Source organism: Paenibacillus jamilae (genome assembly GCF_050482105.1).
Lineage (GTDB): Bacteria > Bacillota > Bacilli > Paenibacillales > Paenibacillaceae > Paenibacillus > Paenibacillus jamilae_B.
This window is the reverse complement of the sequence record NZ_JBCNHI010000020.1, coordinates 662,550-689,491: the sequence shown is the minus strand read 5'-3', so window position 1 is coordinate 689,491 and position 26,942 is coordinate 662,550. Positions and strand designations below refer to the sequence as shown.

The 26,942-nt window shown below is 46.0% G+C and carries 25 protein-coding genes and 1 other annotated feature; of the genes, 8 read left to right on the top strand and 17 right to left on the bottom strand.

The genetic code is table 11. The annotated features are described in order from the left end of the window. Positions 1-17 precede the first annotated feature (17 nt). The 8 genes from ABEW32_RS22140 to ABEW32_RS22105 all read right to left on the bottom strand — a co-directional run bounded on the left by ABEW32_RS22140 (position 18) and on the right by ABEW32_RS22105 (position 10,274). A complete protein-coding gene (locus tag ABEW32_RS22140) occupies positions 18-857 on the bottom strand; it encodes a hypothetical protein (RefSeq protein WP_430191782.1) in 840 nt (279 codons plus the stop codon). A gap of 12 nt (positions 858-869) precedes the next feature. Then, on the bottom strand, positions 870-1,622 hold the full coding sequence (locus ABEW32_RS22135) for a vWA domain-containing protein (protein WP_007430135.1): 753 nt from the start codon (positions 1,620-1,622) through the stop codon (positions 870-872). Positions 1,623-1,711: 89 nt separating this feature from the next. Then, positions 1,712-3,757: a hypothetical protein gene (locus ABEW32_RS22130; RefSeq protein ID WP_430191780.1), complete on the bottom strand. Its 2,046-nt coding sequence runs from the start codon at positions 3,755-3,757 to the stop codon at positions 1,712-1,714. 201 nt (positions 3,758-3,958) lie between these two features. Next, positions 3,959-4,234, bottom strand: coding sequence for a WXG100 family type VII secretion target (locus ABEW32_RS22125; RefSeq protein ID WP_007430133.1), 276 nt, complete (start codon positions 4,232-4,234; stop codon positions 3,959-3,961). Between the two features lie 255 nt (positions 4,235-4,489). Next, complete coding sequence (locus ABEW32_RS22120) at positions 4,490-5,026, bottom strand: WXG100 family type VII secretion target (protein WP_430191778.1); 537 nt, start codon at positions 5,024-5,026, stop codon at positions 4,490-4,492. A 5-nt stretch (positions 5,027-5,031) separates the two neighbouring features. Further along, a complete protein-coding gene (locus tag ABEW32_RS22115; RefSeq protein ID WP_430191776.1) occupies positions 5,032-5,874 on the bottom strand; it encodes a hypothetical protein in 843 nt (280 codons plus the stop codon). 16 nt (positions 5,875-5,890) lie between these two features. Then, positions 5,891-9,886, bottom strand: coding sequence for a type VII secretion protein EssC (essC, locus tag ABEW32_RS22110; RefSeq protein ID WP_430191774.1), 3,996 nt, complete (start codon positions 9,884-9,886; stop codon positions 5,891-5,893). 67 nt (positions 9,887-9,953) lie between these two features. After that, a complete protein-coding gene (locus ABEW32_RS22105; protein WP_013370783.1) occupies positions 9,954-10,274 on the bottom strand; it encodes a hypothetical protein in 321 nt (106 codons plus the stop codon). 390 nt (positions 10,275-10,664) lie between these two features. On the opposite strand from ABEW32_RS22105, the gene ABEW32_RS22100 reads away from it, so the two are divergent. Further along, on the top strand, positions 10,665-10,904 hold the full coding sequence (locus ABEW32_RS22100) for a hypothetical protein (protein ID WP_013370782.1): 240 nt from the start codon (positions 10,665-10,667) through the stop codon (positions 10,902-10,904). Positions 10,905-11,030: 126 nt separating this feature from the next. Here the strand turns inward: ABEW32_RS22100 and ABEW32_RS22095 are convergent, their stop codons facing one another. Then, the gene (locus ABEW32_RS22095; RefSeq protein ID WP_023988262.1) at positions 11,031-11,180 is read right to left on the bottom strand and encodes a hypothetical protein; all 150 of its coding nucleotides are present in this window, start codon (positions 11,178-11,180) and stop codon (positions 11,031-11,033) included. 321 nt (positions 11,181-11,501) lie between these two features. Here ABEW32_RS22095 and ABEW32_RS22090 point away from each other — a divergent pair, with 321 nt between their 5' ends. Continuing rightward, the gene (locus ABEW32_RS22090) at positions 11,502-12,416 is read left to right on the top strand and encodes a flagellar motor protein MotB (RefSeq protein ID WP_430191771.1); all 915 of its coding nucleotides are present in this window, start codon (positions 11,502-11,504) and stop codon (positions 12,414-12,416) included. 37 nt (positions 12,417-12,453) lie between these two features. On the opposite strand, the gene ABEW32_RS22085 is transcribed toward ABEW32_RS22090, so the two are convergent. The 3 genes from ABEW32_RS22085 to ABEW32_RS22075 form a co-directional block, all read right to left on the bottom strand. Further along, entirely contained in the window at positions 12,454-12,792 is a 339-nt protein-coding gene (locus ABEW32_RS22085) for a L,D-transpeptidase (protein WP_430191769.1), read from the bottom strand. Positions 12,793-12,874: 82 nt separating this feature from the next. After that, positions 12,875-13,972 (bottom strand): ribosome small subunit-dependent GTPase A, encoded by a 1,098-nt coding sequence (rsgA, locus tag ABEW32_RS22080; RefSeq protein ID WP_430191767.1) that lies wholly within the window; start codon positions 13,970-13,972, stop codon positions 12,875-12,877. Positions 13,973-14,443: 471 nt separating this feature from the next. Then, entirely contained in the window at positions 14,444-15,040 is a 597-nt protein-coding gene (locus ABEW32_RS22075; protein ID WP_430191765.1) for a DUF2087 domain-containing protein, read from the bottom strand. Between the two features lie 295 nt (positions 15,041-15,335). On the opposite strand from ABEW32_RS22075, the gene ABEW32_RS22070 reads away from it, so the two are divergent. The 3 genes from ABEW32_RS22070 (at position 15,336) to ABEW32_RS22060 (ending at position 17,424) form a co-directional block, all read left to right on the top strand. Next, entirely contained in the window at positions 15,336-16,307 is a 972-nt protein-coding gene (locus tag ABEW32_RS22070) for a YpdA family putative bacillithiol disulfide reductase (RefSeq protein ID WP_430191763.1), read from the top strand. Positions 16,308-16,328: 21 nt separating this feature from the next. Further along, entirely contained in the window at positions 16,329-16,772 is a 444-nt protein-coding gene (locus tag ABEW32_RS22065; RefSeq protein ID WP_013370775.1) for a DUF441 domain-containing protein, read from the top strand. A 139-nt stretch (positions 16,773-16,911) separates the two neighbouring features. After that, the gene (locus tag ABEW32_RS22060) at positions 16,912-17,424 is read left to right on the top strand and encodes an ADP-heptose synthase (RefSeq protein ID WP_430191761.1); all 513 of its coding nucleotides are present in this window, start codon (positions 16,912-16,914) and stop codon (positions 17,422-17,424) included. Positions 17,425-17,584: 160 nt separating this feature from the next. On the opposite strand, the gene ABEW32_RS22055 is transcribed toward ABEW32_RS22060, so the two are convergent. Together ABEW32_RS22055 and ABEW32_RS22050 are read right to left on the bottom strand one after the other, a co-directional pair. Next, positions 17,585-17,887, bottom strand: coding sequence for a HesB/YadR/YfhF family protein (locus tag ABEW32_RS22055; protein WP_430191759.1), 303 nt, complete (start codon positions 17,885-17,887; stop codon positions 17,585-17,587). A 334-nt stretch (positions 17,888-18,221) separates the two neighbouring features. Then, complete coding sequence (locus ABEW32_RS22050; RefSeq protein WP_430191757.1) at positions 18,222-18,422, bottom strand: hypothetical protein; 201 nt, start codon at positions 18,420-18,422, stop codon at positions 18,222-18,224. Between the two features lie 50 nt (positions 18,423-18,472). Here ABEW32_RS22050 and ABEW32_RS22045 point away from each other — a divergent pair, with 50 nt between their 5' ends. Continuing rightward, complete coding sequence (locus ABEW32_RS22045; protein ID WP_430191755.1) at positions 18,473-20,230, top strand: ABC transporter ATP-binding protein; 1,758 nt, start codon at positions 18,473-18,475, stop codon at positions 20,228-20,230. Further along, positions 20,230-22,320 (top strand): ABC transporter ATP-binding protein, encoded by a 2,091-nt coding sequence (locus ABEW32_RS22040; RefSeq protein ID WP_430191753.1) that lies wholly within the window; start codon positions 20,230-20,232, stop codon positions 22,318-22,320. The genes ABEW32_RS22045 and ABEW32_RS22040 overlap by 1 nt, the downstream gene beginning before the upstream one ends. Positions 22,321-22,433: 113 nt before the next feature. Here the strand turns inward: ABEW32_RS22040 and ABEW32_RS22035 are convergent, their stop codons facing one another. The 3 genes from ABEW32_RS22035 to ABEW32_RS22025 all read right to left on the bottom strand — a co-directional run bounded on the left by ABEW32_RS22035 (position 22,434) and on the right by ABEW32_RS22025 (position 26,136). Then, a complete protein-coding gene (locus ABEW32_RS22035) occupies positions 22,434-23,402 on the bottom strand; it encodes an S-layer homology domain-containing protein (protein WP_430191751.1) in 969 nt (322 codons plus the stop codon). Between the two features lie 276 nt (positions 23,403-23,678). Beyond that, complete coding sequence (gene argS / locus ABEW32_RS22030) at positions 23,679-25,409, bottom strand: arginine--tRNA ligase (protein ID WP_430191749.1); 1,731 nt, start codon at positions 25,407-25,409, stop codon at positions 23,679-23,681. Positions 25,410-25,469: 60 nt separating this feature from the next. After that, positions 25,470-25,728, bottom strand: a binding site (T-box leader). Between the two features lie 78 nt (positions 25,729-25,806). Then, positions 25,807-26,136 (bottom strand): four-helix bundle copper-binding protein, encoded by a 330-nt coding sequence (locus ABEW32_RS22025; RefSeq protein ID WP_430191747.1) that lies wholly within the window; start codon positions 26,134-26,136, stop codon positions 25,807-25,809. Positions 26,137-26,397: 261 nt separating this feature from the next. Between ABEW32_RS22025 and ABEW32_RS22020 the strand changes: the two genes are divergently transcribed. Further along, positions 26,398-26,913, top strand: a complete 516-nt coding sequence (locus ABEW32_RS22020) for a MogA/MoaB family molybdenum cofactor biosynthesis protein (protein ID WP_430191745.1) — start codon at positions 26,398-26,400, stop codon at positions 26,911-26,913. Positions 26,914-26,942 lie beyond the last annotated feature (29 nt).

Genomic DNA, 26,942 nt, shown 5'->3' with positions numbered 1-26,942 from the left:
TCCTTTGGCTTATTCATTTACCACTGCAGCTCAATAAATGCAGCATCATCATCAAGTCCCCCAGTATGAGACGCATCGAGCAATACCTGTATTTGCTCATCAGGGACAGGCTCGCGAATAGGATCTAAATCGGACAACCCGTCCGTATATACCTGTAATCTCATCGGCATATCTGCGGGAATGCTTCTTTCGTACCAATGCGGCTTCCCTCCAATCGGCCCACGACTTGTAGACCAACGCTCCGCAGTAGAGAAGGTATGATTAAATAGTTCGCTGATTTCTTCCGCATCGTTCCACAATCGCAAACGTGAATCCCCTTGCCAGGCAAGCCGGAGACGACCACGGGTACCTCGCTTCGGCAGTTCGATTTTACCGCAAATATACATGGACTGGCTTCCCTGACGACGTTTATCTTCCAATACTGAACGCATTAAGCCTGATTCGTGATCCAAAGGCTGCCGATCCAGTTCCTTCGTAGCTGCACCTGCCAGACGTTCAAGATACTCCCTCAATTGATCAGCAGACAGATCCTGCCTCTGTTCCATCCAATCCAGTAAAGAAGAACCCAGATAGCGAGCTGCAAAATCTCCTCGGTAACTAAGCCCGACACCATCACACAAGACAAAACAACAGACAGATTTATGAATACGGACTGCGGCAAAATCCTGTCCACTTTCCCCCATGCTGGTAGATTCGGCAGACCTTCCATAGCCATAACGACACATAAAACGACTGTGATGAGATGATATAGGCTGATCGCCGGTCTGAGAGCTTATGTAAGCAAATTGCTGAGTCAGCCTTGCATTCTTCAATCCCTTTTTTTTGCTCGTGGGGAGCAGGGACAGCAGTGGATTCATGCTTTTACCTCCTTACCGTACAGGCGTTGCGGCTGACATTTGAAACCCAATGGACACCAGTTCCGCACAGGTTCCAGGCAGCATCATTATGGCTCCTTCACCTAACTGATAATCTGCCTCAAACAGCATTTCCCGATAGCTTTCAGGAAGTACAGAAGACATATTACGTAATTTCACAGCATGTTCATCCTGCAACGGCGTATTATGCGTCAGACCTTTCCAGCGACGTGGGTCCTGAATAGGCGTTTCCAGCAACCTATCGGATAAAAATATATTTTCCACTAGTACATTACCGTCTGGTACACTCATGCTCATAATGCGCTTCGCAATCGGCTCGGGATCGTCGCCTGTGGAAACGCCATCTGTCATATGGCAGACCAAAGGCGCAGGACAATCCTGCATCCCTGGTAATTCCGCCTGTAAAATACGTTCAGCTTGCAAGAAGGCCTTTGCTGAGTCTGAAAATCGTTTGGGTGTCAAATCAGGTAGCGAACCAATAGCCGCGATTTCATCAATTCCTTTAACACCATTCAGCAGGTCATACACGTCGTCACTATAAGCTAAAATTGCAATTCGATAGCGCGCAGTCAGCCGATTTCCCTTAGTCGATCGGAAAACCATCTGTCGAATTGCCAGCGATATAGCTTCATATACAACGTCAATACGCCGCCGCCCTTCCATCAGCATGTTCATCGACGCGCTGATGTCAATCAGGTAAATGATCAGGGCGGGAGTACGTTGTGAAGCCTGTATTGTATAATTCATGATTTGTACATGCTCCCCTCAGTTACCTTCAATCTGTATCTGTTTCCTAATCTATCATTTCGACAGACATTGTATAAACATATGAAACATCAAATTTTAGGCAGCCTAAAATTCGTATCTCCTAAAAAGTTATAAATAGAGGAAGCCCGATAGCCCACTTCACCTACCGAACGATAATAAGAAGGATTGCTATCATATAATGCTCTAAAACGTTTGGCAAAGCTTTTGGCCTTCGCCGTGCTTCCACCTTCCTGCGAAGCATAAGCCTTGTTATACAGGGAAATAAGCTGGAGAACATTCTCCTTGTTACGTGCCTGTACAGCATCTCTTCGCTTTTGTTCCGCCTCAGCTGCTGCCTTACGAGCTGTCTCTTCCTTGGCAGCACGAGCCTCCTGTTCCTTTTTTAAGGCCAGGTATTTTTCATACTTTGCCTGTTGATCATATTCTTTTTGCTTTGCCAACTTGGCAGCAGCCTGCTTATTTTGTTCCTTTTGGGCAAGATAAGCTTCATATTTAACCTGTTGAGCAATCAGAGCTTGTTGCTTCTGCTGCTCTTCCTGTTGCTTTTGAACAGTAAGAGCCTGTTGTTTGGCCTGCTTTTCAGCTTCCTGCCGTTGTTTCTCCGATAGCAACTTTTGAGCAGCCTCTTGCTCCGCTGCCAACTTTTCCTCAGCCGCTTTTGCTGCCTTCAATGCCTCTTCTTGCTTAGCAGCCTCAATTTGTCGCTGATTAGACTGATCTGCAAGAATACTCACGGTAGGGATTCCAGCTGCCAATAGAACGACTGCGGCTGATGCTGTCACGATAAACATTTTGGAGCGATACCAGGCTTTCGATTTTTCAGGTTGCTCTGGCATCTCGGGATTCAGTTGCTCCTCTAGTCCTGTGATCGCTGCCATCACCTCTACTTGCAAAGGAGTGCCGTCTTCTACAAAATGATATAACGAGCGATATACTTCCAACGCTGCAGCAGGTTTGTTCTGCTGTTCCAGTTCACGCGCCTGTCGAAACAGCTTGTCCGTTACTCCACGCTCTCCCTGCTCTAGAGCATCCTGATTTAGCAATGCAGTCCGTTCAGCTTGGAGCGGTGCAGTTGTTGTCAAAGAGGATACTGTTTCACTGGAGGGACCACCCGTCGCTGCAGTTTGTATTGTTTCTGTCACAGCTAGCTCAGATACTACAGTTTCAGCAGGTATTTCTTGCTCCGTAACCGCATTAAGTACAACCAGCCATTCGCCAAAGGTAGGACAACTGCTTAAATCCTGACTATCCCAAGCACGGCTGAACAGTTCTACTACCTTGCTGCCCCAACGGGCTTCAAGTGACTTTCGCAAAATAAAATAACGTTCGCAAGGCGTCTGCATTTCATGCTGATCAAAATAACTTTCGCCCCACGCTTTTTCGACCACTACGCGATCTGACCAGCCAAGCATTTCTCCAATAATGATAGCCCCCGCAAAACGGTCCGCATACGCGCTCCATAAACCGCTGTGAACGGTACGATGTGCAGCATATCCTGGCGATCCCGCCAAGAGTGCATCTGGACGATCCATTTTGGTGCTATACATTTGCTCCACGTCTACCAATTCCACAGCTGACGTGCCTTCAGGCAGTTCCACTTCAGAAAAAAACGGAAGCATAACATTGGGCGCTGATAAATCACAATGCGCCAATCCTTTTTGTTCCATCGCTGAACCGATCCCTGCCAGTGCTCTGGCTAAAGCCAGACTATCGGAAGCCTCAAGCTGACGCTGATCTGTGAGACAATCGAACCATGTCATACCATGAACCCATGGCATCAGCACCGCATACAGCAAATCAGGCTGCTCGGCGATCAGACTTCCGTTTCTTTCTGGAGTGAGCACATCACGCTTGCATACCTGCAAACCGGGAATATCCCCGTATGTTTCCATATGCTCAGATTGATAAACCATAGCCGGGATGCGGAACTTTGGAAAAAACACTTTGAGGGCTTTTGCCTCATGTGGCGCTCCGTATTTGGCATTCAGCTGATATACAATTCCCTGCCTCCCTGCTTGAGCATAGGCTAAACCGGGTGCAGCGGGATGTCGTCCAACCACATAAGCTGTGCCGTTTATGATCAATTCGTCTCCCGGATTCGGTTGAAAAGACATGAAACATCCCTCTCCTTATATTGTTCAGTATGCTAGTTTTCCTCACTTTATTATATACATCTATGGATGGCAAGAAAACCGGGTATCCGAAGATCGCCCGGTTTTTCCTGTACAATCTGTGCCAAACCGTGAGGAATGAGTTCACATATTGCTTCTTATAGAGTGATATATGATAAGTTAATGCCGATCAGGCAAGACAACTTATTTCGCTTGGTCAACTGTACGGAATTTGTTAGCGATAGCTGTCAATTCTTGGCTAATGCTATTCAAAGTCGTTACGAAAGCTTGCATTTGTTTGCTAGCTTCCTGAAACTCTTGGAAAAAGCGTTGTTTAGTCATACCTTCCCATTGACCTTCCATACCGGAGATGGACTGAGTCAAGCTGGAAACGATCTGCTGACTTTGCTCACCACTTTGTTTAAATTGGTTAGCTACCTGATCAACCTGTTCTGGGGTAATTAAAATGCGTCCTGCCATTTTTTGCGTCCTCCTTGATGATAAAAATGTTTTGTTTAGCTGGTTCAAATTGTACTATGGCTATTTAATTCCCTACAAAAGGCAAAGGACCTAATTGCAGTTGTCCCACTTTTTAACTATAAAACAGCATCTAACAGTACAATCTCAATAAAAGAACCACCTAATAAGTCCCATATAAGTCCCAAAAAACCGGGAATGATATACCAGCTCATATGGAGTTACGAGCTAATCCTGATCATCTTGGAACGATCCGAACTAAGCAACAGGCTGATCTCTTGCTATAGACGGATCAGTAAAATACCAATCCTGTGGACTGCTAGAAGACGCTTGCTTCAGAATATCCTGATGCAGCGTGTCTACATCCAAAGACTGAACACCTGTAATGGCATGTACGACAGACTGCGGGTTAGAAATTAGACTGCTTCCTTCCGAAGCTTGACCAGGCAGAATAGACGGTGATTGTTGATTCGACCAATCGAGCATCGTGACAGGTCGTCCCAATGGTTGGCTGGCAAATGGCAGAATCGTTTGATAGTTGTGGTCAACAGACTGAAACTGCTCGGCCTTTCGGTTCAGTTGTGTACCTGATGCATGGAGATAAGCATGAATCTGTTCTGACATCCGCTTGGCTTGCATCCACTGATTCAAAATCGCCTCACGTGCAGATACATCCCAATCCAGCGATTGTAACGCCTGCTCCAAACCTGCTGTTAACTGTTGAATTTGCTCCGCCGCATGCTGTAGCTGCCCGCTAAGCCCCCGAAGCACATCCGGTTCAACTCGAATGCGCATATCCATCACCCTTCTTCTGTCACTTCTTCAGTCACTGCCGACTGTTTCAACCAATTCAATAATAAGTCCACAAACTGATCTCTCGAAGCCATAGCTGCAATCAACCAGTCTCCGTTACCCGCAGAGCTCATCCGAAATATCCAGTTCATTGCAGGACACAGGACAAAAGCTGCCCGTTGTGACTCCCACTCTCTGCCGTTCCAGACCAGCAATTGCAATTCTCCCTCAGCTACACGGGAACTCAAAGACTGAGCCAGTTTCATCGCTCCCTCTTCATCTCCGCTAGCCTCGGTTAGCTTACTGCTGATTTGAGATACACTTTCTCCAGCAGACTGCTCGTAAATTTTATTAAAAGCCTGCTTGGAAAACATAAGCGCGGGAGATTCAGGTACAAGCCGATCAGCCCAGCCCATTTTATCAATCAATGTTTCGCAGGCTTTTTCCACATTACCCAGATCGTACAGACGATATTCATCAGGTTCGTCAACAGATTTCACAAGCTCCACCACACGCTCATTCGTGCAATGAAGATAGCCCTCAAACTGCTTACCTCCCCTTACATAGCGTATACGGCAAGCCCTGTTGGATAATCCCGCGATAGCAACTCTTGAAAAAACGGTAGGAGGCATAGCCAGCTCTTTACCCTTATCGGCCTGCTTCAGATAACCCTTTTCCAGAAGAGCAGCTTTGACCTGCTCCCACTCTTCCGCCAACTCCTCTGCTAGATAGCCCTTAAACGGATCTTCCACCCCAAGCAGTCTGTCAGAACCCAATACGCCTGCCAGAAAAAACAATTCCTTTGCCTTGAGGGTAATTAACTTCTGCTTGGAAGCTTGAAACGTTAACATTATGAGCCACCTCCCTTCAAACTACAACATGCCATCGGTCACGAATTTTCGTTATCCAATCCTCACAGCTCATTTGCTCTGAGAAGGGAATCGCCGCTTTTATCCTGGTAAATTTGCGTCGTACGTAGTATCCCTGCCCAGGAGGCAGGACTTTTAGGCCACCAGCAGCGGCATTCGCTTCCGAATAAGGGATACGAAAGAACGATAAATCATTCGAATCCAGTGTTCCGAAAAGCATACCACTTTGGCTTGCCTTAACATCGTTAAACCAGTCCACACCAAAGGTAGGGAAGTCAGATGGCACACCTGACAGCACGACATGCACATTGCGATCACGTCCCAACCGTACAATGGCGGAAAGCTGATCCTTTATCATAAAATCATTCAGTTGCTTGCTTAACATATCCGCATCATCAATGACCAAGAGCAGTTCGGGATCATTCCCATCCTTGCTCCGTTGTTGAACGATATCATGCACCTGTTGTACCAGAGGTCCCATTTCTTCCTCGCTTTCGGCAACAGCCTTGACATGAGGAAGATGCCGTAATCGGGATAGTCCCCCACCTCCATAGCGTGTATCGATCGTATAGACTTGCATTTGATCCGGCGAGGTGTAATAAGCGAGCGATATAATCCAGCTCATTAAAAAGGAGGTCTTTCCACCTTCCATTGGACTGCCTACGATAAAATTAGGCCCTTCCTTCAAATTCAGGAGAAAAGGCTCAAGATCATCACTCTGTAGACCTACAGGTACTTCATAAGGAAGCGCGCCTGATGGTCCACTCGTCTGATCCCACTGCTGAAGCAATTCCAGCAATGGAATCAGCTCAGGCAATGGAAGAATGGCCGGTGCGTGCTTGCCCTTCCATCCCTGCACAATGCCAGCAATACTGCGACGTAGTTGTGCCGACCGTTCCGCCTCATCTTCTCCTGGTGAAGGCAGTGCCGTCTGGAACTCCAGCGGAGGAACGTGCCCTTTAACCAAAGCCCGACCCGGAATTAACGGTCCTGGTGTTTTGGCTGGTCGTCCTACCGCATAATAGTAGTCACTAGGATCGGCCAATTCGAAAGAAACGGCATTAGGTATGTTACTGCGGAACTTCTCAAACACATCGGTAATCCGGTTTGCTGTAATGATGAAGGTGATGCCTAGACTACCTCCTTCACGCAAAAGAGATTCCAACAGTTCATTTTCATCCGGATACGCATTACGAAAATTAAGGTATCCATCTATAACTACGACAATTTGCGGTACATCCTCAACGGCAGAACGTCGAAAAGAACCTATTGTTTTGACGCCAGCCTCAGAAAGCATTTCCTTGCGTACAGCCACCATCTTGAACAGATAGCGGAACAACCGTTTAATCCGGTCATCCTCCTCTGCCATCATCACAGCACCGATCTGTGGAAGCTCTCCAAAGTCGCGCATGGTTCGACCCATGTCAATGATATAACCGTTCCAATGATTCGCAGCGTAACGCTGGGCCGTGGACATCAGCAACGTATGCAAAAAGGTCGTTTTCCCCATGCCTGGCATGCCATACACAGCCCAATGACCATGATCCAGCGACGCATACATCGGCTCCTGCCGTTGATTTGGCAAATCATCAACCAGTCCAATAAGAGCTTTCAGCTCCAAAGAGGAAGATATACTATCTATTTCGGTACATTGCGGCAAATTAGTTAAATCCAATATTTCTGGCAGCGGCGGAAGCCACGGTCCCTGAAGACGTTCGATTCCTGCCTTAGCTGCTTCTTTTGCAATATAATCAATAAATACTTGGAGCTGTTTAGGTGCTTCTTCTCCTCTTAGGCCTGAGCTTGCCCGTTCACCGCCCGTCAACAGCGCTTCACGTTTCCCGTTCAGTCTCACTTCATGAACAGGTAAGGCAGAAGAAATGTCTCTGTTGCCTATATACGGCGCACCGCTCCAAGCAAATTGCATCTCTTCAAACACTTCGTCGCTACCCACTTGAAAATATCCTCGTCCCGGCTTCGTTATCCACGCGGCATTCGGTATTTTCAACATATCGCGGCTATCACCTTCGCTCTGCACCCGCAAGCAGATGCGGAACCTGGAGTTACTCCAAATCTTGTCATCAACAACACCTGCGGGCTTTTGAGTCGCCAAAATCAGATGAACACCTAACGTCCGGCCAATCGCGGCAATACTGATTAGCTCGTCCATAAACTCTGGCTGATCCCGCTTTAACTGTGCAAATTCGTCAATAATAATAACCAGATGAGGCAGCGGTTGTTCCTGCCGCTGCCGGAGTAGTCTGTAATATTCATCAATATGCTGTAAATTGCCTGCATCGTTTAATATCTTTTGTCGACGAACTAGTTCTGCTTTAAGAGATATTTTAGCACGTTCAATCAAATTATTGTCCAGATTCGTGATTGTACCCACAACATGCGGCAGGTTAACGAACGTGTTGGACATGCCTCCACCCTTGTAATCGATCAGCATAAAAGCAAGATCATGCGGGTGAAACTCAGCAGCGAGCGAGGCTACGATAGACTGAATAACCTCACTCTTCCCTGAACCTGTCGTACCGGCGATCAAGCCATGGGGACCATGACCCTGACGCTCTATTTTATCATGCAGGTTAATCATAATCTTTTTGCCGCCTGCCCGCACACCCATCGGCACAGGTAATGTATCAGGATGGCGGTTACGTCGCCACCGATCTGCCACATTTAGTTCTTCCACGCTCGCTACACTCATCATATCAAAAAGAGGCAGAACGGCGGGAATATCAGAAGCCGAGGAACGCTTCAAGCGGATAGGAGCCATGTACCGCGCCAGTGCGTCAGCTTCTTCTTTTGACAATCGGTCTGGTTTGAAACTTTGCTGCTCAACCTCCGCCGATTCTGATTTAAGAGCATATACCCCCTGCTCCTTGGAAGCCTCCACAATCAGCTGACACTGCATCGGCAAAGCCTCTTTACGAGAAGCCAACACAATCGTACACGCATCAATAGCTCGGCCGTCTTCCAGCAGCAATGGTAAAAGAGGCTCCTCCTCAATCAGTTGGGTGTCAGACAAAACAATTATATAACATGGGGCTTCCATTCCTTTGCCCTGACGTTCATTACGATTATTTTTTCGACGATTCAATCTGGCAAACAGAAAGTCAGCTAATTGATGGGCACTACTGCTGCGGTCTGACATCATTCTCTGGATTCGGTCATCGTCCCACACATGCGGGAGCCAGCGCATCCAAGTCCATTCACTTTCCTCCCGCTCATCATAGAAGGAGGCGATCTTCACTTCATCTGGCGAATGACGAACCGTCACTTGTGCCAAGATTACTCTTAGCGCAGCCAGGGTATGCTCCCGTTCGCCGACCAATCCGACCACTTTGGATTGAAACAGCGGTAATGTGATGGAGGCAGCGTCCACCAAACGAAACTCTTCCTCCAGTTCATCCGCAGCCCCCAATAAGGGATCTCGGTCATAACCGTCAGGTCGTGGGATTTGCAGTTTAATATGAAAGGGAACTTGTCCAGTCCCGATACGTACCTGCAAAAAATCTTCATCCTCCGGTGATCGTTCCCAAAGAGAACTGTTGCGGTTTTTTACGATTTGAGTGCATATTTGCGGATCACCATGAATCTCATATAGTGTGCGAATTTGTTCTTCGCGTTTCATTTCGAGTTCTTCACGATGCTTTTGGAGCTGTTCCCGATACATACGGTCCCGTTCCTCCAACTTGCGCTTATATTCCTTCTTATTATTTAGATAGACGAAAAAAGGAATCGTATAAGATGTAAGCATCATGATCACAGTGACCATCTGGAACATCAAATAGTTACTGTTACCCATCTTGCCTGTTCTGCTCATATATACGTAAAAGCCTATAGTTACCAACGTCATCATTAATGGAATAAGTATAGATATAATAGAAAAAGACGGCTTGCTCGGCTCAGCCGGAGGCCGTAAAATCTCCAGCTTCTCCTCTCGGAGGGCTGGTCTTAATCTCGGGGATCGCTGGTATAATACATTCAAGACAAAAGTCCCCCTTTTCGCTTACTATTTCATTTTACCAAGGTTTCATATTATTTCATGTGTGTATTTACCCATTTTTTTCAGTTTGAAACAAAGAACGCCTTCCATATACAGGTGCCTCGTCCTGAGTTGTCGAAAAAGCTCGCTGAATGCGCACAGTACAGCCTTCTCGCAAACCTGCTCCTGTAAGCAGCTGGTTATCCTCCACTCTGAACCAAAGCCCTTCCGGAAATTTTGCTTCCATAATATATTGCATGCCTTCAGCCGGAGGCTCACCAAAGATACGCACACCCAGCATCAATTTTAAATGTTCCACCGAGTATTCATCAGCCACCTCAATATCGAACCACTCTGTTTCCTGTCGTCCTGAAAGCACGGTCAGGATCATCTGTCATCCCTCCCGATTCTTAATTTATATAGCAATACTCACGCAAAAAGCCTATTTCTACGGAAATATGGCTATCGTAACTGTAGCATCCACCTATCAGGCTGTCAATTTGTTACAAAATACCCACACTCAAAAGAAAACAGAGACTTTAGTCATATTCATAATTAAAAGTAGAGTCAAATGAATTAAAAATAGGTATTTACAAAATTTAATTTGCGTGCTTACGTCATTTTGTCGATTAGTTAGAACTAAATTCGATTGTTACCCAAATTGTTGTGAACACTTTGTAAATTTTTCAGACCTTTATGTTTTTATAAGGTGTTTTTAAGGTAATTTTAAGAAACGGGCACTACAATAAAGCCATGAAATAACTCAGGTGAGGTGATTTTTGTGAGAACATTAATTACATTTCAAAACAAACGTATTCCCGTATACTTCAATCAAGAAAACAAGCAACCGGTACAAAAAACCTTAAAACTTCTAAGTAATACTTTGGAGAATAAAATCTCTAGCGGTAAGCGCGCCCTTCAAAAATGTCTTAACTCTTTGATCAGTATAGAGATTGTCGGTTGTGAAGCTATCCTGCATAGCGTTAGTGAAAATGATTCATTGGCATTGTCCCTCTACTAAGAGGGACTTTTTTTTGTTTGCATTAGACACAAAAAAGAGAGGGGCATTGCAGCACCCTCTCCAGTCAGCGGCTTTGATACATGATACATGTGACTTACCGTAGCCTATGCACTTGTTCAACTCTACTTATAGTATTCTGCGATAACCTTTTTTACCGCCTCGTTCCTTATTCTGCGCCTTTTCAATTCGTATTCTAAACAGTTCTAGTAAATTAGCGCGTGTATGCTCTTCCCGGCAGTTGTCCAGCTTTTTTAAGATAAAACGGTCAATGGACATATGACTCAGGCTCCTTTACAGCAAGCTACCCCTGCTTTTCAAGGGAATGATCAGGCTATCCATTTTTAACCATTCCGTCTGTTGTTTAAACACGTACGCTTTAAATAGGATAAAGCAGCCGGGATTACATACCCTTTAAAAAGGGTAAATACATAAAGTTTCGAAAGTTTTATCAGTTAAGCCTGGATGCTACGGACAAGGGAGCGAGTAAAAAATATGATTAAGCACAAGATGATCAAAATAGGCTGGAGTCTTTTATGTACGTCCTTACTTCTAATCATGCTAGCTGCATGCAGCAGGGAAAAAGCCTCAACTCAAAGTATGGCCCAACACGAAGCTGAAGCACGTGCCTATACTGTGACAGGTAATCCGAACCAAGCTGCCTCATCCCTTGATGAACGAGCCGCCAACAATGCACCTGCCCATCACCAAGGCAGCAGCTATGTCGAAATATCAGGCGACGTAAGTATAGATAAAAATACGGTGAAGGTTACAGGACAGTCCAACCTGCCGGCTGGAGCACGAATCAAAGGGAATCTTGCAGTCAAAAACTCTCTGTTAACCGGATACACGGACGAGACAACTATTCAAAAGGACGGAAGCTTTGTACTCCAAGTGCACCGACCTGGTATACAGGGCAGTATGGATCTGACGGTTCTGTTCCATCCAGATGACCAAGACCAAGAAATACGATATCTCTATGGTAGTGGTGGCAACAAATTGGAGGGTCCTTATGTATATCAATACGAGGAAAACGAACAGCTCTTGCAAGAAGTGAGGATAGGAGCTGAGTTTGATCCTGAACAAGAACAACATGTCCCCCTAGTTAAGCCTGTCTGGAACAAACCAAAGGACTACGGTAATCCTCAAGTGTGGATTAAGCCTGATGTGAAGCAGAAAGGAAATTATTATCACGTATATGCACGCAGCAATTTGCTGGAAGGATCAGACGTTAAGCTCACCATTGATTTTCCGGGCCGATGGCAGTTTGGCTACGATGATCAAACCAAGGTTATGCCTGATGGGTCCTTCAGCATGAGAGTCAAAAAGCCGAGCCTTGCCAACCGCTACACCCTAGTCATAAGTTTCGAGCCGAATGAAGATATGTGGATCAACGCCAAACAGACTTACGGTACACAGGGAGAACGTCTTGCAGGAGCGTTAGTGAAATCCGCAGACGACAAAGAGGGCTCCAAACGGATTGAAGCCCGTGTCCATATTCAGCCCAAATCGTAACTAGAGAGCTTCTGAACTTAAAATTACAGCCATGCCGTTATGGCTGAATCGTGACCGGCGTGCCTATACTTACCTTCTCTTGAAGTTCCAGCACATCCTTATTCTGCATTCGAATGCAGCCATGTGACACCAACTTGCCAATGGACCACGGCGCATTGGTGCCATGAATGCCATAATGCGGCTTGGACAACCCCATCCAGAATGCTCCGAAAGGACCACCCGGATTGGGTTGTTTGTTGATAATTGTAAATTGCCCACTAGGTGTCTGCGTAACCATCTTGCCAATACCGACCGGATAACTAACAACGATCTGATTTCCATCTTTTAAATATAGACGACGATCCGATAAAACCACCACGATGCTGTAGTTTGGCATATGTTCACCCCTTTACACCATATGCCGACTACAACATAGATTTTCTTATAATTCTACAAACGATGTTTCTTGAGAGCTCAGCTTACCACTCCACATCACGTCGCCAACCGCTTCGCTGATCCCTACGGCCCGGAGTTGTACTTGAGCGGCTATCCTTTCTACGTCGGTCTGCTTCCTTGCGTGCCTGATACTCCAGTTCCCGCTGCATTTTGCGATAATTGTTCACTCTGGATGCCGATAATTCCCCTTTTTGGATAGCTTCCTCCACTGCGCATCCAGCTTCTCCCTTATGCTTGCAATCGGCAAAACGACATTGCTGCGCGGTTTCTATAATATCGGCAAAGGTATGAGCTACACCCAAGGAATCATCCCATAGATTAAGCTCGCGCATACCGGGTGTATCTAACAGAACCGCTTGCTTTGCAATGGGAAAAAGCTGTCGGTGTGTCGTTGTATGCCTGCCCCGGCTGTCTTCCTCCCTCACATCCTGTGTCAGTTGAACCTCAGCTCCGGAGAGCCAGTTCACTATTGTGGATTTGCCACTACCGGAAGAGCCAGTCAAAGCAACCGTACAGCCAGGTTGAAGAAACGCCTCTAGCTGCTCTTTGCCTTCGTTCTGCAAAGCAGAAATAACGATAACAGGTACTCCAGGAGCAACACCCTCTGCTTCTGCAACCCGCTGTTCGACATCGTCGCAAAGATCACTCTTACTCAGCACAACGACTGGGTTTACGCCGCTATTCCAGGCCATAATTAAATACCGTTCTAATCTGCGCATATTAAAATCATGATTCAGCGCATTAACAAGGAAAAGTGTATCCACATTGGTCGCAATCAGTTGCTCTTTTGTCTCAAAGCCCGCTGCCTGTCTAGATATTTGGCTTTTGCGTGGCAGAACAGCATGAATTACTGCATCCGATACTTCGTCCGACGTGGTGATGACCACCCAATCCCCTACGGCTGGCATTTCCGCTGGGTCAACCATAGCATGTCGCAGCTTACCTGAAGCCGCTCCCCAACGTTCTCCATCCATCGTTATAAGCTTCACCTTTTGTCCATAATCGGCAATCAAACGTGCAGGACGTAGCTGCGTGTTTGCTGCACGTTCCTCATTGCTTTGTTTCCATTGGTCCCAAAAACCGTTCCAGTAATCAGACCAGCCGTATTCATGTATACTCATTGTTTTCCTCCTGAAATCATGTTTATTTTTTGGATGTAGCTTTACTTGATAGGTGTACATTTTTGTCTCCGCAAGCAAACAACGCAAAAAATCCGCAGGGAAACCCCTGCGGAGGGTATACAGCTCAGGCAATGTGATCCGTTGTTCAGTTATGCAAGCAGTCTTACACAGACTACTCCCAAAACCTACAACCGGATAACAAAACACTTGACCATAAAAAAATCCGCAGGGAATCACTCCCTGCGGATTTCGTTGGTTCTACTGTGCAACCAACTACGAAGCTAAGACTGTAGATCTACAGTCTTAGCCGTGCATCGTCCGTGCGGGAGACAAGTCATTCTGCTGCTGAACCCATTCACTCATGTTCGTACGCATATAACATCGCCTCCTCCTAAAATTTCCTTTATCATACAAGTCCATCAATTGTCTGTCAAGGCTGCTTCCAAACATTTTAACTTTTTCATGTTTTGTTTAACGGACCTGATCCCATCGTGTCCACATTTCACGCGGGTTCAATTCGTACATTTCCCGCTCTCTGTACATAAACTGATGCATGATCAGTTCACGCCGAATCGTCGCAAAATCCTCATGGTATTGCTTGATCCATTCGTTTAGTTCACGTTCAGCATAGATGCGACCTGGCTCCAGCTTTTCGGCGAGCATCTGCAATACGATCAATTTTTTCTTATACTGGGCAGGTATTTGACGCAACTTGCCGTCCTTGGCAAAAAAATTGCGTAAGACCGTTGCTTCCAGCGTTTCATTTAGTTCCGACATATCTTCCTCTTCCTCTCCTTTTTCAAAAATAAAACGCACCGTTGCCTCGGCATGCTGCCGAATCAGTTCTGGGTTCAGTGTAAAATACACCGTGTTTTTATCACGTCGTTCCTTAATCAACCCAACCTCACGGAGTTTGGAAGCATGATGCGTAACCGTAGGCTGTGATAGATTCAGCTTTTTCGCCAAAACTTGGCCATGCATCTGCCCACGGGATAAAAGGAGTAATATTCGCATACGTGTCGGGTCCGCAAGTGCTTTATGATAATTGACCATTTTATCTAGTTGCATCGTGACTGCACCTCTTTTCACTACTACAGATTGGCTATACAAGCGAGTACACTTTACCTAAATAGATGTTTATCTAATTATATGTGTGTTAAAAGTGTCTGTCAATTCTTCCCTTGCATGATCTCTTTCTGAAAACGGCTGGATATTGTGCACACATTACGGTAGGATTATTATTTGAAAACTTCTCACATACTGAGCTATTTGCATCAATCCTGAGATCTGTTTTTAATCGTCAAATTAATGCTAACCCTACAAAACTGACGAAATAAACCAATACAACTGGAGGTTCATCCAAATGCATGACGTAATCATTATTGGTGGCGGTCCTTGCGGACTATCCGCTGCAATCGAATGCAGCCGCAGAGGTTTGCGAACGATCATTATTGAAAAAAGCAATATCGTTCACTCCATTTTTCTATATCCTACGAATATGCAGTTTTTTAGCACCGCCGAACTATTGGAAATCGGTGATATTCCGTTCGCAACTCCGAATGACAAGCCTTTCCGCCATGAAGCACTGGCGTATTATCGTAAAGTAGCCACGCATTATAACCTGGATATCCAGCATTATGAGGAGGCTCAATCCATTCAGCGGCAAGAAGACGGTACATTTACCGTACATACCCTAAGCAAACGGGAAATAACCAAGAGCTATTCGTCACGCTATGTTGTAGTGGCTACGGGATATTTTGATCATCCGAACTATTTGGGCATTCCTGGGGAACAATTGGATAAAGTCACTCACTATTTTAGCGAAGCCCATCCCTATACAGGAACCCGGGTCGCAGTCATCGGCGGCAGCAACTCTGCGGTAGACGCTGCAATGGAATTGGTGCGTGTCGGTGCCACGATTGATATGGTTTATCGTCGTAACGAGCTGTCCCCGTATATCAAACCGTGGGTGCGTCCATTGTTTGACAGTATGGTACAAAAAGGAAAGATTACGCTGCACTTAGGCGCACGTATTACCGAAATTCATCCCGACCATGTCATCGTCACTCCGATGAACGCAGAAGCGTTCAGGCTCGAAAACGATTTTGTACTGGCACTGACCGGATTTCACCCGGAACGAAAATTATTGGAATCTGTCGGTGTCCACATGGCTGAAGATCTGGACAAACCTGAATTTAATCCTGCCACAATGGAGACTAATATCCCAGGCATATATGTCGCCGGGGTTATCGCTTCAGGCAGCAATGCCAATGAAGTGTTTATTGAAACAGGTCGCTGGCACGGGCGTCAAATCGCCGAACATATCCAAAGTTAATTGACCGAAGGAGACAACTGAATGGATTACAGCTCCCTTATCTTACTGGTACTGGCTGGCCTTGGAATTATCAGTGGCAACTCAACCGTGACGATTGCTATGGTTGTACTACTACTGCTGCGGGTAACCAGCTTTCATACTGCGTTCCCATGGCTTGAGAAGTATGGTCTGACGATCGGAATTATTATTTTAACGATCGGGGTCATGACCCCGCTGGCCAGCGGTAAAATCAGCATCAATCAGGTGACAGAGTCTTTCCTGCACTGGAAATCCCTACTCGCGATTGGTATCGGAATTCTGGTAGCCTACCTTGGCGGCCGCGGAGTAACTCTAATGTCGGGGCAGCCCATTATTGTAACAGGTCTACTGATCGGGACCGTCATTGGCGTTGCCTTCTTTAAAGGGGTTCCTGTTGGTCCTCTGATTGCTGCCGGACTGCTCTCCTTATTAATCGGCCGCTCCTAAATTTCGGGACACGCGATTAAAAAAAGCCGTCCAGTAAATATGCAAATGAATGATAGCAATCTGCATATCTGGCTGAATTCAGCCCCGCTTTGTGTTATACTCATATCGCATAATTTGGTAAATGCAGGAGGCTTGACCGATGTCTCGACAATTTGTAACGGAAGCTGTAATGGTGGCTATATACGGCCAGCTGCTTACATCTCCCGCCCCTGTGGAATATATAGTGCCTTACACATCACTGCTTGAGCTGTATGAATTCCAGGATAGCACAGAGCCTCTCATGGATAACCCTTTGGACGACCAACATGTGAAGCGAAAGGTAAGTGCGTTGATCAGTTATTTTGAAGAACCGTTGAATCAGAAAAAAATTCGACGCGCCCTTCAGATGCCTTGGGCGAAAAGCTTGCCTATCCTATTCGACACCAATACATCACTCACTGTCATTAATGCTGTTGATACGGCGCATTACGGAGAATATTTTGATCCGATTGAAACCGAACTGGTGTTGACAGCTCAGCGTGAAGCATTACCGATCCTGACTGATCAATTGGACTGGATCCACCGCATTATCGAAGCTTCCCTACCTGTACATGTGTACGATATTGATGATTTTGATTTTGCAGTCGATGGTCCGATGTTCAACAATCCTTAACATACAACATCCTGCCCTAACCACAATAAAGCGGCGGAGTATCATATGCAGGTTTATCTCCTGCCACACGATACTCCGCCGCTTTTTCATGTCCTTAAACCATTACATTATTGGCACGCTATTGGCACGCTATTGGCACGCTATTTTTAACGTGGAAACATTAAGCTTGCTCATCCTTAACATAGGTGTAAATAATGTCGTCATGTTCCTCCAAATACTTCACTTCCAGATGATGCCCTTTCAGATACCAGTAATCCTGGTCCTCCATATAAAACGTAATGCCAGCCGCTTCATGCTGTAGTGCGGGGTGCTGCGGAGGCTCTACGGCAATTCCCAGAGAAAAGCCCGGATGCAACCCACCGCCGGAGCTATAGCGAACAAAAAAACGGATGGAATCTCCACGATTCAAACCAAGCTCCTTCATGTACCACTGTGCCGCAGGTTCAGTTACCTGTATGCTCATGCGTTATGCTCATCTCCTTGTACAATGACGTCCTGCCAACTATATCATAGCATCTTTTGGAATAACCACCAACCGTCTCACCCCACGCGAGTTCTTGGACAAGTCATATACATTTTTTTGAAAAAGGTTTGACAATTCGCAAAAAAGGGTGTTAAGATTCAACCATACGAGATCCATTTTGAAATTTATTACCAATTTGAACGATAACTCATGTAAGAATGAACCCATTTTGAGGAAGAAAGGAGTGTTCCCGGTGCTAAAATTTATGATTGTATTCCACCCACATCTACAAACACTACAACTTCATACCGGAGCATCTCCCCTGTCGCATCCTTCAGAATTGGGCCATTCCTGTTGTATGGTTTAATACGAGTGGCTGCCTGCGTTTGAGCAGTTTTTCAGTGGTGAGTGTGCTGAGAATACCTGCGCGCCATATGATATTGAGATTTAAGGCATATCGTCTGCGGACGGTATGCCTTTTTTGCGCCTGTTGCCGCATCGTACTTGTGGCAGCAAGCCGCTGTTGTTTCTTCAAAATGGTACACAACTCTCGAAAGAACTTGATATGAAAGGATGGGATTCCTCTTGTTTTCAGTACTCAAAAATTTAGGCTGGTTTTTTAAAAGAGAACGAAGCCGATACTCCATCGGATTGTTTTTGCTGATTGCGGTTGGCGTTTTGGAGCTTGCTCCACCTCGGCTGCTAGGCAGTGCCATTGATGAGATTGTACGCGGTTCGATTTCCTGGTCCTCGCTTTGGCGTTATATTTTGTACATCATAGGCATTCTTGCCGTCATCTACTACATTACGTACATATGGATGCACAAGCTGTTCGGTGGTGCGAATCTGGTCGAGCGCCTATTGCGCACTCGTTTTATGAATCATCTGCTGCGGATGACCCCTCCATTTTTCGAACGCAATCGCACAGGTGATTTGATGGCTCGTGCCACGAACGATCTTCGCTCTGTCGCAAGTACAGCAGGCTTCGGTATGTTGACATTAACGGACTCCACTGTCTACCTTACCGTTGTATTGGTTGCCATGGGTACCCTGATTAGCTGGAAGTTAACTCTTGCGGCCATTCTACCCCTTCCTTTTATTGCTCTGGCCATGAGTATTTACGGTAAAGCCGTACATGAACGTTACACATTGGCACAAGACGCATTTGGCGATATGAATGACCAGGTGCTGGAGTCGGTGGCTGGTATCCGTGTCATTCGGGCTTATGTGCAAGAACGAATGGACGAAAAACGTTTTGCCGATATTACTGAGGATGTGTTTCGTAAAAACTTGGCAGTGGCCCGGATGGATGCTCTCTTTGAACCGACGATCCGTTTATGTGTAGGACTTAGCTACGTTATCGGACTCGGGTATGGTATTTATCTGGTATTTCATAACGATATCACGCTAGGTGAACTGGTATCCTTTAACATGTATCTAGGAATGATGATCTGGCCGATGTTCGCCATTGGCGAGCTGATTAACATTATGCAGCGCGGTAGCGCTTCCCTGGACCGGGTTAATGAAACTCTTGATGTCCAGCCAGACGTTCAGGATGTAGCTCAGCCTGTTCCAGTAGATCGCCCCGAATCCATCACCATGAAAGACGTGACTTTCCGTTATCCTACCTCCACGGTTGACAATCTGTCACATGTGAATTTGGAGCTCAAACGTGGAGAAACATTAGGTGTTGTCGGACGAACAGGCAGTGGAAAATCCACTTTGCTCAAACAACTATTGCATGAATATCCGACTGGCAGTGGTGATATTTTAATCTCCGGCACTCGGCTGGAGGACATTGCAGCGGAACAATTACACAGCTGGATTGGCTACGTGCCGCAAGAACAAATTTTGTTCTCCAAATCAGTGCGCGAGAACATTCAGTTCGGAAAGCCTGGGGCCGATGATGATTACATCATGGAAGCGATCCGTACGGCCGCCTTTGATCAGGATTTGGGAACCCTGTCCGATGGGCTGGATACACTCGTCGGAGAAAAAGGTATCGCCCTGTCCGGCGGTCAGAAGCAACGCGTTTCGCTTGCACGCGCCTTTATCGGTGATCCGGATATTCTAGTACTTGACGATGCACTATCAGCAGTAGATGCCCGCACGGAAGCACGTATTATTGACAATATCCGACATAAACGCTCGGGTAAAACAACCTTGATCTCCACCCACCGTCTATCGGCTGTAGAGCATGCAGACCGGATCGTCGTGCTGGAGCAAGGACGTATTATTGAGGAAGGAACCCACAATGAGCTGCTTCAGGCTGACGGATGGTACCGACAACAATATGAACGGCAACAAGTGGAATCTGATCTGACCTCAGGGGAGGTATCCTAATGAAATCCAATATAGGTAAAAGGCTGTTCCAATATGCACTGACGAGCAAAGCGGGTTTTATTGCCGCTCTCATTGCCTTGGCTATTGGAGTAGCCGCCGAGCTTGCCGGTCCCTTCATCGCCAAAACGATGATTGACGACCACATGCTCGCTATTGAAAAACCATTTTATGAGACGACTAGTGCGGGCGGCTCTGTTAGCTACGCTGGAACCCATTTCAAACGTGAAGATCGTTTTGAAGCCGGGGAGACCAAAGGGCGCGAAGCGAGGATTTTACAAGTCGGCAAATCTTTTGTATTTGTCGATGGTTCTGTCCAAGTAGCAGACGGTAACCGATCCTTTACGAACGGTACGCTGACCGTGACACGCGGCTCCGACACCTTTCGTTACCAAGCTAAGGCTCTTACCGCTGATGAGCTGTATAGCTTTTACAAACCAGAAATGCCTGGCATTTTTCAGCTGATTGGGTGGTATTGTTTCTTTTTAGTCGTTTCGATTTTTGCCGAGTTCGGTAAAACATACTGGTTGCAATCCTCGGCGAACAAGGTCATTCAGAAGCTTCGACTCGATCTCTACGCACACATTCAGCGCTTGCCAGTATACTTTTTTGATAACTTACCCGCGGGTAAGGTCGTATCCCGTGTTACGAATGACACGGAGGCAGTCAAAGATTTATTTGTGGCTGTACTCTCTAACTTCACCTCAGGGATTGTAACGATGGCAGGGGTATACGTTGCACTCTTTTTACTGGATTTCAGACTGGGGCTTATCTCTCTATTTATTGTACCGTTGCTAATTTTATGGATTGTATTGTACCGCAAGGTCGCCACTCGCTATAATACGATCATTCGGTCCAGACTCAGTGAGATTAATGCGATTATTAATGAATCGATTCAGGGAATGTCCATTATTCGTGTATTCCGGCACCAGAAACAAACACAGCAAGAGTTTGAAGAGCTGAATGATGACTATATGAAGCATCAGAATAAAATGCTGAATTTGAACGCTTTTACATCGCACAATTTGGTCAACGTGTTGAGAAACCTCGCCTTCGCTGTCGTGTTGTGGTATTTTGGATCTGCAGCGCTTGGCACTACAGGTAGTGCGATATCACTAGGTGTATTATACGCCTTCGTCGATGTACTGGGTCGATTGTTCCAACCTATAACAGGTATGGTCAACCAACTCGCTGTACTGGATACTTCCATCGTATCCTCAGGACGCGTATTTGAATTGATGGATGAAACGGGAGAGCCAGTGACAGACGGCACGATGCCGCGTTACAAAGGTCAAGTAGAATTTAACGACGTTTCCTTTGCCTACAAAAAGGATGATGTACTTAAGCATATTTCCTTTACAGCACAGCCTGGCCAAACGGTTGCTCTTGTCGGGCATACTGGATCAGGCAAGAGCTCGATTATCAACCTGCTATTCCGGTTCTATGATCCGCAAAAAGGAACGATCACTATTGACGGAACGCCTATCAAAAGTATTCCTAAACAATGGCTTCGCCATCATATGGGTATTGTGCTTCAAGATCCATATTTGTTCACAGGTACAGTAGCCTCTAATGTCAGTCTCGGAGACAGCAGAATTACGAGAGAGCAGGTGAATAAAGCGCTGCACGACGTTGGTGCCGACAAACTGTTAGCCCATTTGCCCCAAGGATTTGACGAGCCTGTTATTGAGAAAGGCAGTACCTTATCCGCCGGGCAACGCCAGCTTATTTCGTTCGCTCGCGCATTAGCCTTTGATCCTGCCATTTTAATTCTGGATGAAGCGACCGCCAACATTGATACCGAAACGGAAGCACTCATCCAATCTGCTCTTGAGGTGCTCAAGAAGGGACGTACGACCTTTATCATTGCCCACCGTCTGTCCACCATTCGTAGTGCAGACCAAATTTTGGTGCTACATCGGGGTGAAATTGTTGAACGGGGTAGCCATGACGAGCTTATGGCCCAAGGCGGGCGCTACTTCCAAATGTATCAGCTCCAGTCAGGAACGGTTGCAGCAGAATCTGCGTCTTCCCCAGCTGCACCTCCTGTGCAGAATGACTTGCTTACAGGCAAAGTTGCATTTAAAGCTTAAAAAATATTAGAGCTTGAGCTTACCATTAACATTTAGCATGAAAAAGCCAGCGGTCTCCATTCATATTGGGGACTCGCTGGCTTTATTTTATAAATGACATATGGCCTGTCGTTTTATTTAGCTACAGACGTGCCTGTTCCGGTGGGCGGAAGCACTGTTCCATCAACTGCTTTGAGCGTAACCTTATACTTACTGTCTACCAACGTACTGGTATGGGTATCTGTAATGACTTGAATATTCATTTCCCCCGGTTTTGGACTCGTAAGCTTGTAGTAAATGACAGCATTCGTATCATCTACATAGTCGATATGATCCACTTCAATGCCGTAGCCTGGATTAGGTGCCTGCAGACGGGTGATGGTCACTTTATTCTGCTGGTCATTCGCCTTCTCTATGCTCATACTAATATGGGTCTGTTGATCTGAATCTACAGACTCGGCTGGATTTTCAGGGGTGGCTTGCACTGGTTTATGACTTTGTACAAACTCGGATGCATGATAGACCATTTCTGCTGCCTCCATCCGCGTTACTTTACGATCCGGGTTAAAGTTACTCTTATCATCCAATGTTGCAATTTGGGTCAACAAAAGAAATTGAACTGCTTCGTTCGACTCTTGGTCTAATTTTTTGCCATCTGCTACATTAATGAGCATACGGACCGTTGGATATTCACCGGTTGCACTCACTGCTTTATACAGAATATTCGCGAATTGTTCCCTTGTCATGCGGGTGCTCGGATCAATATCCGGTGACAGAGGGATTTGGTGCTGAACTGCAATCCGGTAGGAATCGGCATACCATGCGGAAGCCGGGATGTTTGCAAAGGAGCCCGTAGTGAAATCAGGCATAACCTGAAGATTCATCGCACGAACAACCAAGTGTACTCCTTGTGCATACGTGAGTGTTTGATCTGGTGCAAACTTATCCTTGGTTATCCCTTGAATAATTCCTTTGTCCTGAAGTGAATTTACGATCTTCTCCTGCTCAGCTCCCTTTATATCACGAAAAGCAGAAGCCGACGTAGCTACAGCCAATGAGCAGACGACAAGCAGCGCAGCTGCCACGCTTTTATTTTTAATCATGAGATACACCTCCATGTTTACTATGCTTCTATACTTACGGACGCAATAAAATCATCAAATGTTTCAAATATGCACAAATTGGTTGCAAAACAATGGAATACCTTAGCTATTAGTGTAACCCGTCTAGCTCTTTTCTGCTCACCACATTTATACATACCCAAAATGTTTATGACCGTTATCCTTTTGTAGCATCTTTTTAGAGAAAAAGAGCTAAGCTTCAGTAAGTTAGCCAGCAAAAAGCAGCAGTGTTCTCCAAAATACCCACTTGGGGTAGCTTTACATCCGATCAGGTGATTTCAGTCCAAGAAGTCGCAGTGTACTAGCCAGCATATCCGCAGTTTGTTTCGCCAACTGAATGCGCCACTGTCCGCCATCAACAATCCTTTCCTTAGCGTAAAAGCGGTTAAACGCCTGTGCCGTATCTAATGCAAATCTCGCAATAACCGAAGGTTCCAGTTGCCGAGCAGCACGTATCAGCTGTCCATGATAACGATCCAACTGCTTAAGCAGTACCCAGCCTGCGTCACCCAACATTTCATCCGGAACGATATTCAATACAGAAGAATGCCCGTCTTGAGCAAGGGTGTTGTCACTAGAATTAGAGTTGGAGTTGGAATCAGCACTAGCACGAGCTTTCTCTAGAAGGCTGCGTATGCGCGCATTGGTATACTGCACATAAGGTCCAGTCTCACCTTCAAAGGTGAGTGCCTCTTCCAGCGAAAAATCCACTTCATTCAGACGGTTATTTTTTAAATCGCCAAAAATAATTGCTCCAATGCCAACGTCTTCCGCTATTGCCTCTTGTTCTTGCAAATTAGGGTTTTTCTCCGTAATAATGGCTTGAGCACGCGCTACAGCTTCATCCAGCACTTCCTCCAGTTTTATCACCTTACCGCGTCTTGTGGACATTTTTTTACCCGCAAACCGCATTAAACCAAAGGGTACATGCTCACATTGCTCTGCCCATGTCTCCCCTGCCTGCTTCAGCACCGCAAATACCTGCTGGAAATGTAACTTCTGTTCCCCGCCAACGACATACAGCAACCGATCAGCCTTCATCACTTCATGACGATAAATCGCTGTCGCCAGGTCTCGGGTTGGATAAATGGTGGTGCCATCCTTTTTCAAAATAAGACATGGCGGTAACTGCTCGTCTTCCAAACGAACCACAAGTGCCCCCTCGCTTTCCTCCAGCAATCCTTTTGCTCTTAATTGGGCAACAACCGCCTGCATCTTATCATTGTAAAAACTTTCCCCCAACACATGGTCAAACGAAATGTTCAGACGTTGGTACATACGGTCAAACTCACCTAGACTGACTTCAACAAAAAACTCCCATAATTGTTGAGCCTCAGCATCCCCGTGCTCCAAACGTCGGAACCACTCACGGCCTTCATCCTCCAGTGACGGATCATGCTCAGCCTCCTGATGAAAACGCACATACAACTTCAACGATTCCCCAATCGGATCATGCTGAAGCAAATCCTCATTTCCCCATCTTTTATAGGCTGCGATTTGCTTGCCAAACTGTGTCCCCCAATCCCCCAGATGATTCACACTAATCGGCACATATCCGGTTTCACCAAGTATGCGATACAAGGCAGCACCGATAACAGTAGAGCGAAGGTGACCGATACCAAATGGTTTGGCGATATTGGGTGAGGACATATCAATCACTACTCGCTGTCCATTTCCGATATTGGGCCTGAGAAACTCGGTCTTGCTCAATTCAGCAAGCATCGTCGGAATATGAACAGATCGATCCATTGTGATATTTACATAGGCGCCCGATGCTGAAGCGGTTAGACCTGCTTCGTGGCTTACTAGCTCTGCCAATTCCATCGCGATATGTTGTGGAGACTTTCGAAATTTTTTTGCCAGCACAAAACAAGGAAATGCCACATCTCCCCATTCTGGCTGCGGAGGCACCTCAAATAAAGATAAAACCTCCTTCTCCTCCAAGCCCGTATGAGCCAATATAGCTTGGGCAGCAATCGTCAACAACATATTCCTCTCTCCTTCTTTTTATAGGATCTAACAAAAAAAGCTCCCGCCTCTTGATATAATTCAAGAGACGAGAACTTCGATATCCCCGCGGTACCACTCTTCGTAAATCGGTTGTGTAGCTATAGCTAGTTTACACAAATCGCGATTTCACTCCATTGACGTATAACGGTGTCTGCCGGGCTGATCTACTAGAAGTTCTTATCGTTGGATCAACCATCTCCCGGGTGCGCTTCACATCGGATTTCATACCGGCTTCCACCTCTTCCGGCTCGCTGTAATGATACGGTTCCGTTGTTACTCTCCCGTTCCTTGACGTTAATTCCCACCATTATACAAACCTATTTAGTGGAAAGCAACCTTTTATTCCCTTCTTCAGGGACTAGCTCTGTATATGTAATTACACTGCCACCAATTGGCGGCAGGCCTCAACACAATGACGGCAGGCTTCTGCACAATGTTTGCAATGATTATGGGAATGCTTGCTGCATTCAGCAGCACATAGCTCGCAGGCTTTAGCACATAGCTCACAGATTTCCTCGGCAAAATCCGTTCCACGCTGCAACATTTGAGCGGCAAACCCACATATCTCTGCGCATTCCCTGCTCACTCGAATACATTCACGCAGCATAGCTAAATCATATTCCTTTAAACTTGCTACATAGCATACATTGCAAGCGTTCATACATTCCAGGCAAGCATCCACGCATTGTTGGTATGAATGATTCATATTACATTACCTCCCAGTTGTTGATCCTGCTGTACTATTACCCGCTGAACTTTGAATTTAATCATTTGGTGTTCGCGCTTTCAACAAAGCAAATCCAAAAAATCCCGACTTATGTAAGGAAGTGTACTATATTCCAAAGTATGAATGCAAGGATATTAATCACATAATTTTAGTCCTCGTTTATGACTTGCATACCGTCATTCATTCCTCTATTGTAAAAATAGAGTATGTTTAACCACTGAGCAAGGAGTGAATATTGTAATGAATATAACATCTGTAGAGGAGCACCGCCGGGAATCTCCGCAGCAAGTTAACTGTATGGTCGTGACTGTCTCTGATACACGTACCATGGAAACGGATACCGGGGGACGACTGCTCAAGGAATTACTAGAAACGAATGGGTATAAGGTTATTCGATATGTTATCGTCAAGGACGATTATGAAGGTATACGCCAGTTAGTAACTGAAGCTGTGGCACATGATGATATCGAGGCTGTACTTTTAACAGGTGGTACCGGCATCTCTCCGCGTGATACTACATATGAAGCCGTCTCCTCTCTACTGGATAAGGAATTACCTGGATTTGGAGAAATCTTCCGTTATTTAAGCTTTGCTGAGGACATTGGATCAGCAGCTATATTAAGCCGAGCTGTAGCGGGTACTGTAGGCCAGACAGCTGTATTTTCTATGCCCGGCTCTCGCGGAGCCGTTCGTTTGGCAATGGAACGCATTATCGTTCCTGAGCTACGACATGTGATGAGGGAAATTTATAAATAAGCCCTATTTCACGCATACACCAACACAAA